We start from the raw sequence: 14,855 nt of genomic DNA, 5'->3' as shown, positions 1-14,855 counted from the left end.
ACAACACCGGGCCAGGGCCGGACGCTGGCGTGCGTGGATCGGCGTCGGAGCTGCTGGTGCGGGCAGGCGATGGACGACGGCGACGTCCGTACCTGCCCGCGCTGCGGAGTGAGGTTCGTGATCGTGCGCTCCCGGCAACGGCGCGACCCTGGTCTCTCCTGACCAGCCACGCGGGGTTCGCGCGACGGAAACCCGTTGCGCGCGGCCGGCATCGGAGCTGGGGTGGGCCCACCACCGAATCGCGGGAGAGACCATGACGCCCACGGCGCTGCCCACCCCCACTCTGCACACCGATCGGCTCCGGTTGCGCCCCTTCGTCGACGCGGACGCAGACGACCTCTTCGCACTGCAGAGCAGTGCCGACGTGCTGCGTTACTGGGACTCGGCCCCGTGGGAGGAGTCCGCCCGGGCCGAGAGGTTCATCACGGCCTGCCGGCGGATGGCCGAGCAGGGCACCGGGGCGCGGCTGGCCGTGGATCGGGTCTCTGACGGGGCGTTCATCGGCTGGTGCCACCTGAGCGAGTGGAGTCCGGACCACCGCAGCGCGTCCCTGGGGTACTGCTTCACGGAGGCGGCGTGGGGCCAGGGCTACGCGACGGAGGCCGCGCGCGTCGTGCTGCGGTGGGCCTTCGCCACGCTGGACCTGAACCGGGTCCAGGCCGAGACCGACACCCGCAACGTGTCGTCTGCTCGCGTGCTGGAGAAGCTCGGGTTCGTGCGTGAGGGAACATTGCGGGAGGACTGCGTGGTGAACGGCGACGTCTCCAGCTCGTGGGTCCACGGCCTGCTCAGGCGGGAGTGGCAGCCGTCGTCCTAGCCCGTTCCGGCCCGGAGGATCGACAGCACGCGCCAGGCAGGCCTCAGTCGCGCAGTGGGGAGCCGACGACGTCGAACGAGAAGCCACCGAACTCTCCGGACAGGAGGGGACGGGCTGCGGCGATGGAGCTCTGCACCTCGGGTCGCTGCAGCGACGCCTGATGGGCCTCCGAGCTCGTCCACAGCTCGACCACGAAGACCGTGTCCGGCTGCTCGTCGTTGACGCCGACCTCGTAGGCGAGGCAGCCCAGCTCCTGCAGCACGTCACTTCGCTGGGTCAGGTGAGCCACCAGCGCGTCCCTCTGGCCCGGTGCGCTGCCCAGGGTTCCGGCGTTCGCGAACGTCATGGACCGAGACTAGGGCCAGGGATCGCTCGCCGTACCCTCCTCCCATGCGCAGGGTGGTGCCGTGGCTGGGAGCGATCGCGGTGCTGGTCGCGCTGCTGCCGGTGGTCTGCTCGAGCTCCGAGGACGGTGCGACGAGCTGCCAGAGTCTGGTGCTGCTGCCGCTGCCGTGGGGGGAGAGCGCCGACACGTGGGGCTACGTCGTCGCCTTCGCGGCCATGCTCGCCACGTTCCTCGCGCTGCGCCTGCTGCTCGACCCGCGCAACGCTCACGACTGACTCCTCCACGTACGACGAGTGCCTGCGCCGGCCGGTTACTCAGGTACGACGTTCTCCGCGACGCCTGTGCGGGCGGTGCCCTCCTGATGCTCAACTGACGCTGCAACGAGTTCAGCGGCAGCGTCAAGGTCCACCAGCGCGCCCCGTCGTCGGGCTTCCTCGTAGCTCTCGGCCCCGAGCGCCTGCCGGACCCTGGTCGCCGCGCGGTCCAACAGGCCAAGGTCGACGAGGTAGGAGTCGTGGATCGGCGCACCGAGCAGCTCGCGCATCCGCTCCGCGGCGCCGAGCAGGGTGGCCGACGTACGCCACTCGTGCCGTTCCGCAGCGGTCACGGCGAGGAGTGCCAAGCAGATCTCCATGTTCACGTGCGTGTGCATTCCGACCGTGATGTCGACGCACTCGACCAGGTGGGCCTCACACTCGTCGACGTTGCCCTCCGCCAGTGACACCTGCGCGAGGTTGATCAACGCCACGCACGTGATCATCCGGTCGTCCCGTGCTCGGGTGGACTGCAGCGCCCGTTCCAGCAGCCGCCGCGCCTCCCGCGTCGATCCCGCCAAGCTGGTCAACGACCCGAGCCAGATCAGGCACAGTGCGTGCAGCCACCGCTCCCCGACGGACTCGGCGAGCGGGATCGCGGCCTCGAGCAGGTGCGTGGCCCGCCGCGGGTCCCGAGGCATGGCCACCAGTGCCAGGCCCGCCAGCCCGTAGGCCTGCCCGACGGGATCTTCCTCGGCGCGGGCGAGCTCGAGCGCTTCTGTCCAGGAGGCCAGGGCCTGCTCGCGATCCCCCAGGGCGTCGCAGAGCGAGGCGTGCACCACGAGCGCCCGGCCGCGCCAGGTCGACGGCACGTCCAGCGCCAGGACCGCCTCGATGGTTCGTCTGCCCTCGTCGTACTGTCCGAGGTTCCACCACGGCTGCCACAGGGCCCAGGCCAGGCGCGCAGCCCGTTCGCCGTCGTGCGTGCCGAGCAGCCAGCGGATCGCGGCACGGAAGTTGGCCGTCTCCCATTCGGCGCGCTCGAGCCACTGCACCCGGTCCGGTCCGTTCAGCTCCGGCGCACCACTCTCGGCGTAGACGAGAAAGTACGCAGCGTGCGCCTCGCGCGCCTCGTCGACACCGCCGCACTCGGCCAGCAGGCCGCCGGCGTACTGGCGCACCGGTTCGAGGAGTCGGTAGTGGAGCGGCCGCGAAGGGTCCTCGACGACGGTGACCAACGAGTGCTCGACCAGCGCCTCGACAGGCCGAAGCACGCGGCCCTGATCGATACCGGTGGGCCGGAGTGCGATCGCCGCGTCCAGGGTGAAGCCACCAGCACAGACCGACAGCCGGGCGAGCAGGTCCTGCGCCTCGGTCTCCACCAGGCGCAGGCTCCAATCGAGCGTGGACGTCAGGGAGTGCTGGCGATCCGGCAGGTCACGCGGTCCTTCGGCATCGAGGGCCTCGTCGAGATGGCGTAGCAACTCCGCGGGCTCCAGCAGCCGGACCTTGGCCGCCGCCAGCTCGACCGCAAGTGGTAGCCCACCCAGCCGTCGGCAGATCTCCGCCACGTCGGCGACGTCTGCTGGCGTGATCCGGAACGCCGGACGGGCCACGCTCGAACGTTGCAGGAACAGCCGGGCAGCGGGCGATGACTCCAGCTGCTCCACTGTCGCGGCGTTCTCCGGCCTCGGCACGGTCAGGGGGGCGACCTGGTACTCCAGCTCGTCCCGCAACCGTAGCCGGGCTCGGCTGGTCGCCAGCACCGTGAGTCCGCCTTCCGCGGCCAGTACGTCGGTGACCACCATCGTCTGGTCCAACAGGTGCTCGAAGTTGTCGAGCACGGCAAGGCGACGACCGGTACGGCGCTCCGCGTCGAGCGCCGCCGTGATCACCGGCCGCAGCACCCGCGGGTCGTCGATCAGTGTGAGGTCGACGAACGTGATACCCCCGTCGAACTGCGGTGCGGCCTGGCGAGCAGCCTCGACCGCCAGCCGGGTCTTTCCGACGCCGGGCGGTCCGGTCAGGGTGACCAGTCGACGGTCCGGGTTCTTCAGCAGCTCGTCCAGCGCGACGAGGTCGGCTGTCCGGCCGACGAGGGTCCTGCGTAGCGTGGGCAACGCGCGGGCCGTGTCGTCGGCGCGGCCGACAGAGGCGGACGCAGTGCTGGCCGCGACGAGCTGCGCTAGTTGCTCGTCGTCCAGGCCGAGGCCGCCCGCCAGTGCCCGGACGGTGTGCGGATGGGGACTGGTCCGAATGCCGCGCTCGAGCGAACTGATCCCGTTGACACTGAGCCCGGAGCGCTCGGCGAGCACCTCCTGGGTGAGCCCCGCGGCGAGACGCAGCTGCCTGAGCAGCTCGCCAAAGGACATGGGTCCCTTCCCTCCCGTGCTCACCGGGTCGCCCCTCGCTCCCACCACCTCCGTGGACACGTGCGCCGGGCGGTGTGTGGGTGGTGTGTGGGCCGCTGTCCGTGGTGCAGAACGAGGCGGAGGGGTGACCGTGGTGTCAGCCGATCGTAGCCCTGATGCGACGCGCGGCCGCCCTGCTGGCGGCCCTCCGCGACAGGCCAGGAGGTGACACCGCTGTGCAGCACCAGCCGACGGCGCCCACCACCACGTCATTGAAGGAGCACCTTGCGATGATCCACCACGACCTGACCGTCCACCCGGCCACGGCAACCATCCTGCCGCCCTCGATTCAGTCCACGCCGGCCCGACGGCGTCCTCGTTCGACCACAGGCCAGCTCCTGCTCTTCCTGGTCCTGGCCTACGGCCTCTCCTGGTGGCCGTGGCCGATCAGCGACCTCGCGACCCAGCCGGACGCCGCGCTGATGGTCCCGGTCGGACCGTCCATCGCGGCCGTGCTCCTCGTGCTCTGGCTGCTCGGACGTGGCGCCGCCGGACAGCTGCTCCGCTCACTGGCGCACGTACGCCTCGGCCGCTGGTGGCTGGTCCTGCTGCTGCCCGTCCTGATCGGGGTGACCGCAGCGACGGCCGCCATCGTCGCGGGTGCGCCCGTCCCGGAGTGGGAGGATGTCGCGTCGGCGGGCGCCGTTGCCCTCGTCACCCTCCCTTTGCTCCTGGTGGTGGGTGGACCGCTGGGAGAGGAGCTCGGTTGGCGCGGGTTCGTCCTGCCCACGCTGCTGCGCCGTCACGGCCCGATCGTGGCCAGCCTGCTCCTCGCCCCGATGTGGATGGCGTTCCACCTGCCCTGGATCTTCCACAAGCCCGACCAGTACGGCGCACCCTGGGCGCTGGCCGTGGTGGGGATGACGTTCGTGATGACGTGGGTGTACCTGCGCACCGAGGGCAGCCTTCTCCTGGCCGTCGTGTTCCATGCCGTGGTCAACACCACCACCGCCGCTGCGGTCCAGCTCTTCCCCACACGTGACCGTGAGCTGGTGTGGGGGATCGCCGCTGCGCTGTGGCTGATGGCCGGGCTCGTGGCTGCCCTTCGGATGCGCGACGGCACCCCGAGAACTCACCCGGCACGCAGCCCACGTCCCACGACCCCCCGCGACCGCACGCTCGCGCGACACCCGGTGGCGTGTTTTCTGACCCTCGCGCTGAGCATCGGGTGGGGAGTGCTGGGCACCGCGGTCGCCCTGGAACTGCCGATGGAGCCCTTCCTGCTGGCGGCCGACTTCGGAGGTCTCCTCGGGTCGGCCCTGCTCGTCACCGCCTTCGTCGACGGCCGGGCTGGCGTCCGCAGCCTGCTGTCGGCCGCGTTCCGGTGGCGGATCGGCTGGGGCGTAGCGGCCGCAGCGCTGCTGGCGCTCCCCGCGGGGACGCTGGCGGTGGCGGCGGTGACCGGCACCGCCGTCCTCCCCGGCGAAAGTCGGGGCGCGATGGTCGTCGGCTACCTGGTGGCGACGTTGTTGACGGGCACCCTGCTGTTCAACCTGTGGGAGGAGACTGCCTGGGCCGGATTCGTCCAGACCCGGCTCGCGCAGCGGCACGGCTGGCTGAAGGGGGCTGCGCTCACCGCGTTGCCGTTCGCGGCCATCCACCTGCCACTGGCGTTCGTCGACCACCCGTCCGTGACGGTCGTCGCCGTCAACGTCGCAGTGCTGTTCGTGGTGGCCGTCGTCTTCCGGCTCTTGGCGGGCCTGCTCCTGGTCCGGACCGGCGGCAGCGTGCTCGCCGTCGCGGTGATGCACGCCTCCTTCAACTCCAGTGGTTCGCTGACGGTCGTCGACGGGACGTGGCAGAGCATCGTCGGCCTCGGCCTCGTCGCGGCTCTGGGCATTCCGCTCGCGCGAGCAACAGCGCGGAGGTCGGTGCGGTCGGAGGCGGGACTCAGCTCCGCAGGTACGACGCCCCGTTGACGTCGATGATCGTGCCGGTCGAGAACGCAGCCTCGGGTGAGGCCAGCCACAGCACTGCGGCGGCGACCTCCTCCGGCCGCGCGATCCGGCCGTACGGCGACTGGGCGCGGACGGCGTCGCCGCTCGCACCCTCCAGCACCGGACGGGCCATCTCGGTCTGCACGAACCCGGGTGCCACCGTGCCGACCGAGATCCCGTGCGGCGCCAGGACCAGCGCCATCGACTGGCCGAACGCGTTGAGGCCGGCCTTCGAGGCGGCGTAGGCAGGGTTGTTCGGCTCGCCGCGGAACGCCCCCCGGCTCGACACGTTGACGACCGCGCCGCCACCGGCAGCCCGCAGGTGCGGGATCGCGGCGTACGTCGCGCTGGCCGCGCCGACCAGGTTCGTCGCGAGCGTGCGCGCCCACGCGGCCTGCCAGTCCTCCCAGGACGTCTCGAGGGGCGGGTGCGCCAGGAAGACGCCGGCGTTGTTGACCAGCACGTCGAGCCCGCCGAGCTGGTCGGCGGCGGAGTCGACGCAGGCGCGGACCGCCTCGGGGTCGGCGAGGTCCGCCTGGACGACGACGTGCCCGCCTCCCGGCAGCGCGTCTCGGACCGACCGGGCGCGGTCACCGGACGAGCCGTGGTGGACCGCGACCCGGTCTCCGCGGTCGGCGAAGCCTCGGGCGATCGCGGCACCGATGCCACGCGAGGCCCCGGTGACGAGGACGGCCCGGGAGTCAGGGGTCATGACCCCATCCTGCCCGAGCCCCTGGCCCTGAGCCTGCGAAGGGACAGGCAGGGTGATGGGGTTGAGGAAGCTCGGCTCGGACCGGAGCGCGCGACGGGCCGAGTGAGCCGTCTCGAAACACCCGTCACGGACCGCGTGACAGGCTGGCGGCATGAGCGACAGCCAGCCCACGGTGGTGGTGACCGGTGCCAACGGCCTCGTCGGCGTCCACGTCTGCGCGGCCCTCGTCGAGCGCGGCGCCGCGGTGCGCGCCGTCGTACGCCGCGCTGGGACCGCGCCGCGGCTCGACGGCGTCGACGAGCGGGTCGGCGACTTCCACGACCCCGCCCTCGCGAGCGACGTGACACGGGGCGCCGACGCCGTCGTCACCACCGTCCACCCGATGGGGAGCGACCGGGAGACCCAGCGGCGGATCGGGGTCGAGGGGACGACAGCCGTCGCCCGGGCGGCTGCCGACGCAGGGGTCGACCGCTTCGTCCACGTCTCGACCGCCGCCGTCTACGACCGCTCGCCGGGCGTCGGCGACGTCGACGAGCGGTCCGCGCTCGTGGCCGACGACGCGGGCGACTACCCAGTGACCAAGCGCGACGCCGACGCCGCCCTCGCGGGGGTCGACGGACCCACCCGGGTGCTGCTGCGGCCACCGGCCATCCTCGGCCCCGGCGACAGCTCGATCTGGAACACGCTCCGGCCCGCCGACGTCCGCGCCGACGAGCGGCAGCGGCACACGGTCCCGGACCGGACGTGGGCGTGGGTCCACGTCACCGACCTCGCCGACCTCGCCGCCGCCGTCGCCACCGGCGCGGTCCCGACGTCACCCGACCCGGACGCCGGCCCGGTCGCGGGCGGCTGCACGCCGGTCAACGTCGCGGCCGGGCCCGCCACCTGGCGCGACTACCTCGGGACCGTCACCGCCGCGCTCGGCGTACGTCCGGTGTGGGAGGACGGCCCGGCGTGGACCGGCCAGGTCGTCGCCGACCGCGCGCACGCGTGGGGCTGGAAGCCCGCCGTCAGCCTCGACGGGGCCCTCGCCGAGATCGACGCCGGGCTGCGCGGTTGACCGGTCAGTGCTCGGGCGGCCGGGCGAGCTGGTCGTGGTCGTCCGAATCGGGCACGACGATCGGGCGCAGCCGCCACCAGGCGAGGAAGATCGCGCTGGTCACGACCAGGGCCAGGCCGGCCCAGAGGTTGGCGTTGGGCCCGCCGGTCTTGTCGGTCTCGGGGTCGCCGAACAGCCCCATCAGCAGCAGGATCGCGCCGTAGATCCCCAGCAGCGCGCCGATGATCACCCGGACGTCGAAGGCGCCCGCGGTCTTCCTGCCGGTCGAGGGTGTGGTCTCGTTCATCCGGGCCTCCTCAGAACGCCACGTTCAGGGCGATGACCATGACCAGCGCGAGCGAGGCCATGGGGATGGTGCGCCGGTACCAGGGGTACGACGCCTCGTTCGGGTCGGTGCGCATCTCCTTGGGCGTCTCCGAGTAGACGAGCCCGACGAGCTGCTCCACCGGCTTCGGGCGGGTCGCCACCGACACCGCCACACTGATCGCGATGTCGACCACGAACGCCGTCGACGCCGCGAGGAACGCCGCGCCCTGCCCGGAGATCGGGATCACGCCGAGGCTGAGCGACCCGAAGCCGTCCTCGCTGAGCCAGGCGACGAGCACGGCCGACAGCGTGCCGGACACCAGGCCCACCCAGCCGGCGGTCGCGGTCATCCGCTTCCAGAACATGCCGAGGATGAACGTCGCGAAGAGCGGCGCGTTGAAGAAGCTGAACAGCGTCTGGAGGTACTGCATGATGTTCGGGAAGCTCGCCGCGAACGTCGCGGTCCCGATGGCGACGACGGTGGCCCCCACGGTCGCGATCCGGCCGACGCGCAGGTAGTAGTCGTCGCTGCGGTCCTTGACCACGTAGTCCTGCCACAGGTCGTAGCTGAAGACCGTGTTGAACGCCGACACGTTGGCCGCCATGCCGGCCATGAACGCCGCCAGCAGGCCGGTGATGGCCAGGCCGAGCAGGCCGTTGGGCAGCAGCTCCTCCATCAGCAGCAGCAGCGAGTCGTTGTAGTCGACCGGCCCGAGTCCCGGCGCCGACGGTGTCCCCCCGTCCTTGTAGTCCGCGAGCTGGGTGACCAGCACTGCCGCGATCATGCCGGGGACGATGGTGATGAACGGGACGAACATCTTGGGGAACGCACCGATGATCGGCGTACGGCGCGCGGCGCTGATCGAGTCGGAGGCCATCGCCCGCTGCACCTCGACGAAGTTGGTCGTCCAGTAGCCGAAGGAGAGCACGAACCCGAGGCCGAACACGATGCCGATCACCGACAGCAGCGGCGAGTCGAAGCCGGAGAGCGCCTGGCCGGGCCAGGAGTTGAGCTGCTCGCTGGCGGGCGGCACCTCCGCGCTGGCCGGCGCGTTCGCCGCGGCGTCGGTGATCCGCTGGGTGAGGCCGTCCCACCCTCCGACCCGGTGGAGGCCCAACAGCGTCAGCGGGAGCAGTGCGGCGACGATCACGAAGAACTGCAGCACCTCGTTGTAGATCGCCGCGGAGAGCCCGCCCAGGGTGATGTAGGAGAGCACGATGATCGCCGCCACCAGCAGCGCGACCCAGAGCGACCACCCGAGCAGCGCCTGGACGATGGTGCCCAGCAGGTAGAGGTTGACGCCGGCGATGAGCAGCTGGGCGAGGGCGAAGGAGATCGAGTTGACCAGGTGGGCGCCGGGTCCGAAGCGGCGGAGCATGAACTCCGGGACCGACCGGACCTTGGAGCCGTAGTAGAAGGGCATCATCACGACGCCGAGGAACAGCATCGCCGGGATCGCGCCGACCCAGAAGTAGTGCACCGTCGGCAGCCCGAACTCCGCGCCCGACGCCGACATGCCCATGATCTCGACGGCGCCGAGGTTGGCGGAGATGAACGCCAGCCCGGTGACCCACGCGGGCAGCGACCGGCCGGAGAGGAAGAAGTCGACCGAGTCGGACACGTGGCGCCGCGCCAGCAGGCCGATGCCGAGGACGAACGCGAAGTAGATGACCAGGATCCCGTAGTCGATCGCGTTGGCGTCGATCAGGGTCTCGGCCATCACCGTCAGCTGCGGTGCAGGTACTGCGGACACGGTCGTCGACACCTCCGAGCGAGCGGTTGACCCAACTGCCCCCTCGGGGGCCGCGACCCACCGTAGACCACCCGGGACCCCCGCGGCGATGGCGACATGACATCACTTCGGGGTTGCATTGACGTCATGATGATGTCATAGTGGTGCGCATGGACATCACCCCGTACGTCGACAGCCTCCGCAGCGACCTGGTGGCCGCCGCCGAGGCCGGGGGCGACGACATCAGGCAGGCCGCGGAGCGGCTCGTCGTCGCGCTGGCGCCGGCGGCCCGGCTCGCCCTGATGGAGGCGATCTCGCAGGCCGCCGCCGAGATCACCGCCGAGCTGCCCGACGGCGGCGTCGACGTCCGGCTCGACGGCCGCGAGCTCGACTTCGTGGTCCACGTCGCCGGCCCGCCGGCGCCCCCGGCTCCCCCGCCGCCCCCGGCCGCCGAGGAGGCCGACGAGGGCGGTCTCGCGCGGGTCACGCTCCGGATCCCCGAGTCGGTCAAGGCCCGGGCCGAGGAGAAGGCGGCCCGCGCCGGAGACAGCCTCAACACCTGGCTGGTCAAGGTCGTCCGCGCGGCGACCCTCGACGCCGCCGCCGACGTGCGCGACCTGACCAGCATCCCGCTGGACGCGTTCGACCCCTTCCGCAGGAGCAACCGCCGGATGAGCGGCTGGCTCTAGACCCACACACCCACCCACCTTCACGGGACCGGCAGAGGGTCGGCCCCCTGGTCCTGCACACCCTGGAGGAACCATGACCGAGCACCACTTCCACACCCCGGACCCCGTCCAGCTGAATGCCGAGAACGGCTCCGGCCTGGTCCGCATCACGGCGACCGAGTCGACCGAGACCCGGGTCGTCGTCACCGGACGCCACGCCGACGAGGTCGAGGTCAGCCAGCACGGCCGCGAGATCCGGGTGATCCCGCCGCGGCGGCGCAGCGGCTTCTTCGGCGGTGACGACAGCCTGGACATCGACGTCTCGCTGCCCGTCGGCAGCGACCTCGCGATCCGGACCGGCAGCGCGGACGTGTCCGCCGCGGGGCCGGTCGGCGTGGTCCAGGTCAAGACCGGGTCCGGCGACGTCGACCTGGAGCAGGTCTGCGAGGACCTGCAGATCAAGTGCGGCTCCGGTGACGTGACCGTCGGTGAGGCCCAGTCCGCCGCCGCCGTGTCGACCGGGTCCGGCGACGTCGAGATCGGGCGCAACCACGGGCCCGCCGTCGTCAAGACCGGCTCGGGCGACGTCCGGTTCCGCGAGGCGTCGACCGAGGTGTCGGTGATGACCGGCAGCGGCGACCTGGTGATCGACACCGCTCGCGAGGGGCGGTTCCACGCCAAGGGTGCGTCGGGCTCGATCCACGTCGGCATCCCGGCCGGGACTCCGGTCTGGACCGACATCACCACCTTGTCCGGCCGCATCCAGTCGGACGTCGAGGGCGCCGGCGAGCCCGCCGAGGGCGCCGCCCACGTGGAGCTGCGCGCCAGCACCGTCAGCGGCGACGTCGTCCTCAGCCAGCGCTGACCCGCACACACCATCCGAGAGGAGGAGCCATCGTGAACATCTACCTCGTCGAGGCCGAGGAGCAGGTCCGCCGTCACCACGAGGCCGCCCGCCACCCCCGCCCGCGCCACCCTGCGGCGCCGCACGTGCCCACCCGCACCCGCGTCGCCGCCGGCCTGCGCCGCGTCGCCGACCGACTGGAGCAGTGACCGACGTCACGTAGCCCCTCCTGCCCCGGCTCGTTGAGGCCGGCAGGAGGGGTTGCCCATGTCCTCACGTCTGGTCCCACTGCTCGCCGTCGCCCTGGCCCTCGGCGGATTGCTCCCCGCGGCTCCGGCCGCCGCCGCGGATCGCGCTCCGGCCACCACCGCGACCTCCGACCTCGCGTCGGGCTGGACGCCGCGCGGGGCGGACCACCCGGCCACCGTCACCCGCACCGACCTGCGCATCCCGATGGACGACGGCGTGGTGCTCCGCGGCGACCTCACCCTCCCCGCCCACTCCGACGGCACCGCGGTCGACCGCCGCCTGCCGGTCGTGGTCACCATCACCGCCTACAACAAGTCGGCGGGCGGGGCCACCGACCTCGCCGGCGCCGCCGGCGACTACCTGGTGAAGCGCGGCTACGCCCAGCTCACGGTCGACGCGCGGGGCACCGGCTCGTCCGACGGGGTCTGGGGCGCCTTCAGCCGCCGCGAGGCCCGCGACGCCGGCGCGGTCGTCGAGTGGGCGCACAGTCGCCGGCGGCCGTGGAGCAACGGCCGGATCGGCATGACCGGCCCCTCCTACATGGGGATCTCCCAGCTCTTCGCGGCGTCCCGGCGGCCGGCCGGTCTGAAGGCGATCTTCCCGCAGGTCCCCGCCGCCGACGTCTACCGCGACGTGGTCGCCTCCGGTGGCCAGATCGACGCCGGCTTCATCCCGCTGTGGCTGGGCCTGGTCACCGGCACCGGCCTGGTCCCGCCGGCCTACGGCGCCGATGACCCCGTCTCGGGCATGGGCGTCCTGGTCGACCGGCTCACGACCGCCACCACCTTCACAGCTCCGCTGCTCGCCTCGGCCGTGCTCGGCGACGAGCCGGCGTACGACGGCCCCTTCTACCGCGAGCGCTCGCCCCTCGAGGTGATCGACCGGGTCGACGTCCCCACCTTCCTGGTCGCCGGCCAGGACGACCTGTTCCAGCGCGGCACTCCCCTGGTCTTCGACGCGCTCCGCGAGCGGGGCGTGCCGACGAAGATGATCGTCGGGCCGTGGGACCACCTCCAGGGGTCCTCGGGCGCCGAGGTCGGCCGGGCGGGGTACGGCGAGCTGGAGGAGCTCCAGCTGCGGTGGTTCGACCGCTACGTCCGGGGGAAGGCGGATCCCTCTCTCGACAGCGACATCGCGCCGCTGACCTACTACGAGCAGGGCACCGACCGCTGGGTGCGCCGCAGCCAGTGGCTGGCCCGCGACCTCGAGCCCACCACCTTCGAGCTCTCCGGCACGGCGACGCCTGCGGCGGCTCCCGGCGCCCTGGTCGCAGCGGGAGAGGCTCAGGCCGGCGAGTCGGCCGTGCCCCCGGTGCCGGTGAGCGGCCTGTGCACCAGGTCGGCCAACCAGTGGACCGCCGGGATCCTGCAGCAGGTCTGGGCCGACAACCCGTGCCTGCGCGACCACCGGCTCAACGACCTCACCGGTGTGGTGTTCGAGACCGCCCCGATGACCGACACCCTGCGGATCCAGGGACCGATCAACGCCCGGCTGCACACCTCCACCCCCGGCGGTGACGGGATGTGGTCGGTGACCGTCGAGGACGTCGCTCCCGACGGCACGGTCGACCGGCTCACCGGAGGCTGGCAGGTCGTCTCCCACCGCGCCCTCGACCGGCGTCGCAGCACCTTCCTCGACGGTGAGCTCGTCCAGCCGTGGCACCCCTTCACCCGCGAGGCGCGCGCACCCCTCCCGCAGGGCGAGGTGCGGCCGGTCGACGTCGAGGTGTTCCCGACCGGCGCGGCGATCCGCCCCGGCCACCGGTTGCGGGTGAGCGTCCAGGCGTTCGACGTCCCCCACCTGGTGCCGCCGGTGCCCGACCTGCCCTCGACGCTGGTGCCGATGACCATCCACACCTCGCCCGGGCACCCGTCGACGGTGACGCTGCCGACGCGGTGAGCCGCAGGCTCACGCCCTGACCGCCCAGGCAGGCTTCGCCTCGGGTGGCTGCGGGCAGGCGCGCAGCCGGGACCGCGGTGCGGACCCGGCTGCGAGACGGTCGGCTCCCCCGTGGCCGGCCGAGTGCTCACCCGGTGACTAGCAGGTGACGTTGAGCAGGTAGTTGCCCTCCGCGCCACCGAACGAGTCCACGGCGATGCGGTACGTGACGCCAGCCTGGGCATCGAAGGTGACGCGGCTCGTGAGGTTGCCACCGGCGTCGTCGTTGGCCGCGATGCGCGACAGCTGGGCCAGGCGGGAACCCCGGTAGACCGCGAGGATCGTGTCGTAGTCGCTGCCGACGGTGTCGATGACGACGGTGTCGGTCACCGGGGACCGCCACGTCGACCACGCCGACTGCTTCGGCCTGGAGGCGGAGCTGTAGTGCGCCAGCTCCCCGGTCTGACCGGTGGCACCGAAGATGTCCCCCTCGGCAAAGGCGTTACAGCCTCCGGCGGTCAGGACCTCAGCACGGCTGAACAGGTCGTTCGGCGGCGGCGCGACCGCCTCGGCCGGGGTGGTGGCCAGACCGCCGAGCAGACCGGCGGCCAGGATCGGGGCGGTCACGGCGCGGAATCGAATTCGGGACATGGTGCTTCTCCTTCTCGGGTGTTGGTGATCGCCGCTAGGTGCGGCAGTGGTGCAGTGCGGTTGGTGGCTTGTGTTGGGGCGCCGGGTGTACCGGCACCCGGATGTCACAGGGGGATCCCGACCCCGGCCGGCGCGCAAGCTAGACATGGCTCGGCGTCGGCTCGGGGGCATTGCGGTGGGTCGGACCACGCGGAGTGTCGATGGCGTCGGCCGCGCGCCGGAGAACGAGGGCACACTCGCGATGGCCCGAGACCACGGGAGGGAGTGCCTCCCAGTAGTGGACCCGCGCAGCTGCGTCTGCCGCGGCGTTCTCCTCGTCCCTGGCGAGCCGGAGCAGCTCGGTACGGAGGTGGATGCGCACCTGCTGTGCGATGTCCTGGATGAGCGTGTCCATCTGACTCAGCTCCGTTCGCGTCTCTGGTCGGTTGCCGCCCGATCGGCACTTCGATGCTGCGACCGGAGCGGCATCAGCGGTGTTCGATGGCCGACCCCGCGGGTGTCCGATGACCGACACACCGGCCCTGCAGATGACGCCCCTCGGCCACGGATGACGAGCAGTTCAAGGCGCGGCTCGGAAGCGTGCGGTCCGAGGGATCGACCGCCGAGCGCAAGGCTGAGGGTCTCCGTGGTCCGCCTCGCGCCCACGTGTCAAGCGATGCTCGCCTGGCCCACCGACGTGTGGTCGGAACATCCGGCTCCGCCGGTGTGCGCGTGTCGCTTGCTCCCCAGAAGGGCAGCCAGTCCCCCGTCCCCCTTGTGCTGGCGCAGTATGGCGTGATGGATCCACGTCCGCGAGGACGCCGTGTCGGCCAGCGTCTCGTGGTACGACGAACGTGTTCGCGGCGCACGGCATTGCAGCCTCGAGTTCCGGCGGGCTTTGGATCTCGGCCGACCCGGCGCCGGCCTGGCACTCGGTCGTGAAGACAGTCGAGCCCGGCGTCGACGCCGGCTCCGTGCTCGAGGCCATGGAGCCGCACGAGCACGGATCA

Annotated in this window: 15 protein-coding genes; 8 read left to right on the top strand and 7 right to left on the bottom strand. The window is 72.0% G+C overall.

Annotation, left to right across the window (positions count from 1 at the left end; all coding sequences use genetic code 11):
* Positions 1-253: 253 nt before the first annotated feature.
* Positions 254-817 (top strand): GNAT family N-acetyltransferase, encoded by a 564-nt coding sequence (locus ACQ1X7_RS11070; RefSeq protein WP_432478243.1) that lies wholly within the window; start codon positions 254-256, stop codon positions 815-817.
* A gap of 43 nt (positions 818-860) precedes the next feature.
* On the opposite strand, the gene ACQ1X7_RS11065 is transcribed toward ACQ1X7_RS11070, so the two are convergent.
* Entirely contained in the window at positions 861-1,163 is a 303-nt protein-coding gene (locus ACQ1X7_RS11065; RefSeq protein WP_432478242.1) for a putative quinol monooxygenase, read from the bottom strand.
* A 44-nt stretch (positions 1,164-1,207) separates the two neighbouring features.
* Here ACQ1X7_RS11065 and ACQ1X7_RS11060 point away from each other — a divergent pair, with 44 nt between their 5' ends.
* On the top strand, positions 1,208-1,438 hold the full coding sequence (locus ACQ1X7_RS11060) for a hypothetical protein (RefSeq protein ID WP_432478241.1): 231 nt from the start codon (positions 1,208-1,210) through the stop codon (positions 1,436-1,438).
* Positions 1,439-1,473: 35 nt separating this feature from the next.
* On the opposite strand, the gene ACQ1X7_RS11055 is transcribed toward ACQ1X7_RS11060, so the two are convergent.
* On the bottom strand, positions 1,474-3,789 hold the full coding sequence (locus tag ACQ1X7_RS11055; RefSeq protein ID WP_432478240.1) for an ATP-binding protein: 2,316 nt from the start codon (positions 3,787-3,789) through the stop codon (positions 1,474-1,476).
* Between the two features lie 269 nt (positions 3,790-4,058).
* Between ACQ1X7_RS11055 and ACQ1X7_RS11050 the strand changes: the two genes are divergently transcribed.
* Positions 4,059-5,747, top strand: a complete 1,689-nt coding sequence (locus ACQ1X7_RS11050) for a type II CAAX endopeptidase family protein (protein ID WP_432478239.1) — start codon at positions 4,059-4,061, stop codon at positions 5,745-5,747.
* On the opposite strand, the gene ACQ1X7_RS11045 is transcribed toward ACQ1X7_RS11050, so the two are convergent.
* A complete protein-coding gene (locus tag ACQ1X7_RS11045; RefSeq protein ID WP_432478238.1) occupies positions 5,719-6,477 on the bottom strand; it encodes an SDR family NAD(P)-dependent oxidoreductase in 759 nt (252 codons plus the stop codon). The two genes, ACQ1X7_RS11050 and ACQ1X7_RS11045, sit on opposite strands and share 29 nt — an antisense overlap.
* Positions 6,478-6,628: 151 nt before the next feature.
* Here ACQ1X7_RS11045 and ACQ1X7_RS11040 point away from each other — a divergent pair, with 151 nt between their 5' ends.
* On the top strand, positions 6,629-7,537 hold the full coding sequence (locus ACQ1X7_RS11040; RefSeq protein WP_432478237.1) for an NAD-dependent epimerase/dehydratase family protein: 909 nt from the start codon (positions 6,629-6,631) through the stop codon (positions 7,535-7,537).
* A gap of 4 nt (positions 7,538-7,541) precedes the next feature.
* Here the strand turns inward: ACQ1X7_RS11040 and ACQ1X7_RS11035 are convergent, their stop codons facing one another.
* Both ACQ1X7_RS11035 and ACQ1X7_RS11030 read right to left on the bottom strand, forming a co-directional pair.
* Positions 7,542-7,823 (bottom strand): hypothetical protein, encoded by a 282-nt coding sequence (locus ACQ1X7_RS11035; RefSeq protein ID WP_432478236.1) that lies wholly within the window; start codon positions 7,821-7,823, stop codon positions 7,542-7,544.
* Positions 7,824-7,833: 10 nt separating this feature from the next.
* Positions 7,834-9,567, bottom strand: coding sequence for a sodium:solute symporter family protein (locus ACQ1X7_RS11030; RefSeq protein WP_432478342.1), 1,734 nt, complete (start codon positions 9,565-9,567; stop codon positions 7,834-7,836).
* 179 nt (positions 9,568-9,746) lie between these two features.
* Between ACQ1X7_RS11030 and ACQ1X7_RS11025 the strand changes: the two genes are divergently transcribed.
* The 4 genes from ACQ1X7_RS11025 to ACQ1X7_RS11010 all read left to right on the top strand — a co-directional run bounded on the left by ACQ1X7_RS11025 (position 9,747) and on the right by ACQ1X7_RS11010 (position 13,236).
* Positions 9,747-10,265 (top strand): toxin-antitoxin system HicB family antitoxin, encoded by a 519-nt coding sequence (locus tag ACQ1X7_RS11025; RefSeq protein ID WP_432478235.1) that lies wholly within the window; start codon positions 9,747-9,749, stop codon positions 10,263-10,265.
* 73 nt (positions 10,266-10,338) lie between these two features.
* Positions 10,339-11,109, top strand: a complete 771-nt coding sequence (locus tag ACQ1X7_RS11020) for a DUF4097 family beta strand repeat-containing protein (protein ID WP_432478234.1) — start codon at positions 10,339-10,341, stop codon at positions 11,107-11,109.
* A gap of 32 nt (positions 11,110-11,141) precedes the next feature.
* Positions 11,142-11,297, top strand: a complete 156-nt coding sequence (locus tag ACQ1X7_RS11015) for a hypothetical protein (RefSeq protein WP_432478233.1) — start codon at positions 11,142-11,144, stop codon at positions 11,295-11,297.
* 58 nt (positions 11,298-11,355) lie between these two features.
* Entirely contained in the window at positions 11,356-13,236 is a 1,881-nt protein-coding gene (locus tag ACQ1X7_RS11010) for a CocE/NonD family hydrolase (protein ID WP_432478232.1), read from the top strand.
* Between the two features lie 138 nt (positions 13,237-13,374).
* On the opposite strand, the gene ACQ1X7_RS11005 is transcribed toward ACQ1X7_RS11010, so the two are convergent.
* Together ACQ1X7_RS11005 and ACQ1X7_RS11000 are read right to left on the bottom strand one after the other, a co-directional pair.
* A complete protein-coding gene (locus ACQ1X7_RS11005; protein ID WP_432478231.1) occupies positions 13,375-13,842 on the bottom strand; it encodes a hypothetical protein in 468 nt (155 codons plus the stop codon).
* 163 nt (positions 13,843-14,005) lie between these two features.
* Complete coding sequence (locus ACQ1X7_RS11000; RefSeq protein WP_432478230.1) at positions 14,006-14,260, bottom strand: hypothetical protein; 255 nt, start codon at positions 14,258-14,260, stop codon at positions 14,006-14,008.
* Between the last annotated feature and the right edge of the window lie 595 nt (positions 14,261-14,855).

Source organism: Nocardioides sp. GXQ0305 (assembly GCF_050880345.1).
Lineage (GTDB): Bacteria > Actinomycetota > Actinomycetes > Propionibacteriales > Nocardioidaceae > Nocardioides.
Note: the sequence above shows the minus strand (reverse complement) of the source record. Positions and strands in the feature narration are given on the sequence as shown.

What these genes read in the sequence shown, in the direction of transcription:
- ACQ1X7_RS11070 (WP_432478243.1), top strand. Translation starts at nt 254, where the DNA reads ATGACGCCCACGGCGCTGCCCACCCCCACTCTGCACACCGATCGGCTC.
- ACQ1X7_RS11065 (WP_432478242.1), bottom strand. Translation starts at nt 1,163, where the DNA reads ATGACGTTCGCGAACGCCGGAACCCTGGGCAGCGCACCGGGCCAGAGG.
- ACQ1X7_RS11060 (WP_432478241.1), top strand. Translation starts at nt 1,208, where the DNA reads ATGCGCAGGGTGGTGCCGTGGCTGGGAGCGATCGCGGTGCTGGTCGCG.
- ACQ1X7_RS11055 (WP_432478240.1), bottom strand. Translation starts at nt 3,789, where the DNA reads ATGTCCTTTGGCGAGCTGCTCAGGCAGCTGCGTCTCGCCGCGGGGCTC.
- ACQ1X7_RS11050 (WP_432478239.1), top strand. Translation starts at nt 4,059, where the DNA reads ATGATCCACCACGACCTGACCGTCCACCCGGCCACGGCAACCATCCTG.
- ACQ1X7_RS11045 (WP_432478238.1), bottom strand. Translation starts at nt 6,477, where the DNA reads ATGACCCCTGACTCCCGGGCCGTCCTCGTCACCGGGGCCTCGCGTGGC.
- ACQ1X7_RS11040 (WP_432478237.1), top strand. Translation starts at nt 6,629, where the DNA reads ATGAGCGACAGCCAGCCCACGGTGGTGGTGACCGGTGCCAACGGCCTC.
- ACQ1X7_RS11035 (WP_432478236.1), bottom strand. Translation starts at nt 7,823, where the DNA reads ATGAACGAGACCACACCCTCGACCGGCAGGAAGACCGCGGGCGCCTTC.
- ACQ1X7_RS11025 (WP_432478235.1), top strand. Translation starts at nt 9,747, where the DNA reads ATGGACATCACCCCGTACGTCGACAGCCTCCGCAGCGACCTGGTGGCC.
- ACQ1X7_RS11020 (WP_432478234.1), top strand. Translation starts at nt 10,339, where the DNA reads ATGACCGAGCACCACTTCCACACCCCGGACCCCGTCCAGCTGAATGCC.
- ACQ1X7_RS11010 (WP_432478232.1), top strand. Translation starts at nt 11,356, where the DNA reads ATGTCCTCACGTCTGGTCCCACTGCTCGCCGTCGCCCTGGCCCTCGGC.
- ACQ1X7_RS11000 (WP_432478230.1), bottom strand. Translation starts at nt 14,260, where the DNA reads ATGGACACGCTCATCCAGGACATCGCACAGCAGGTGCGCATCCACCTC.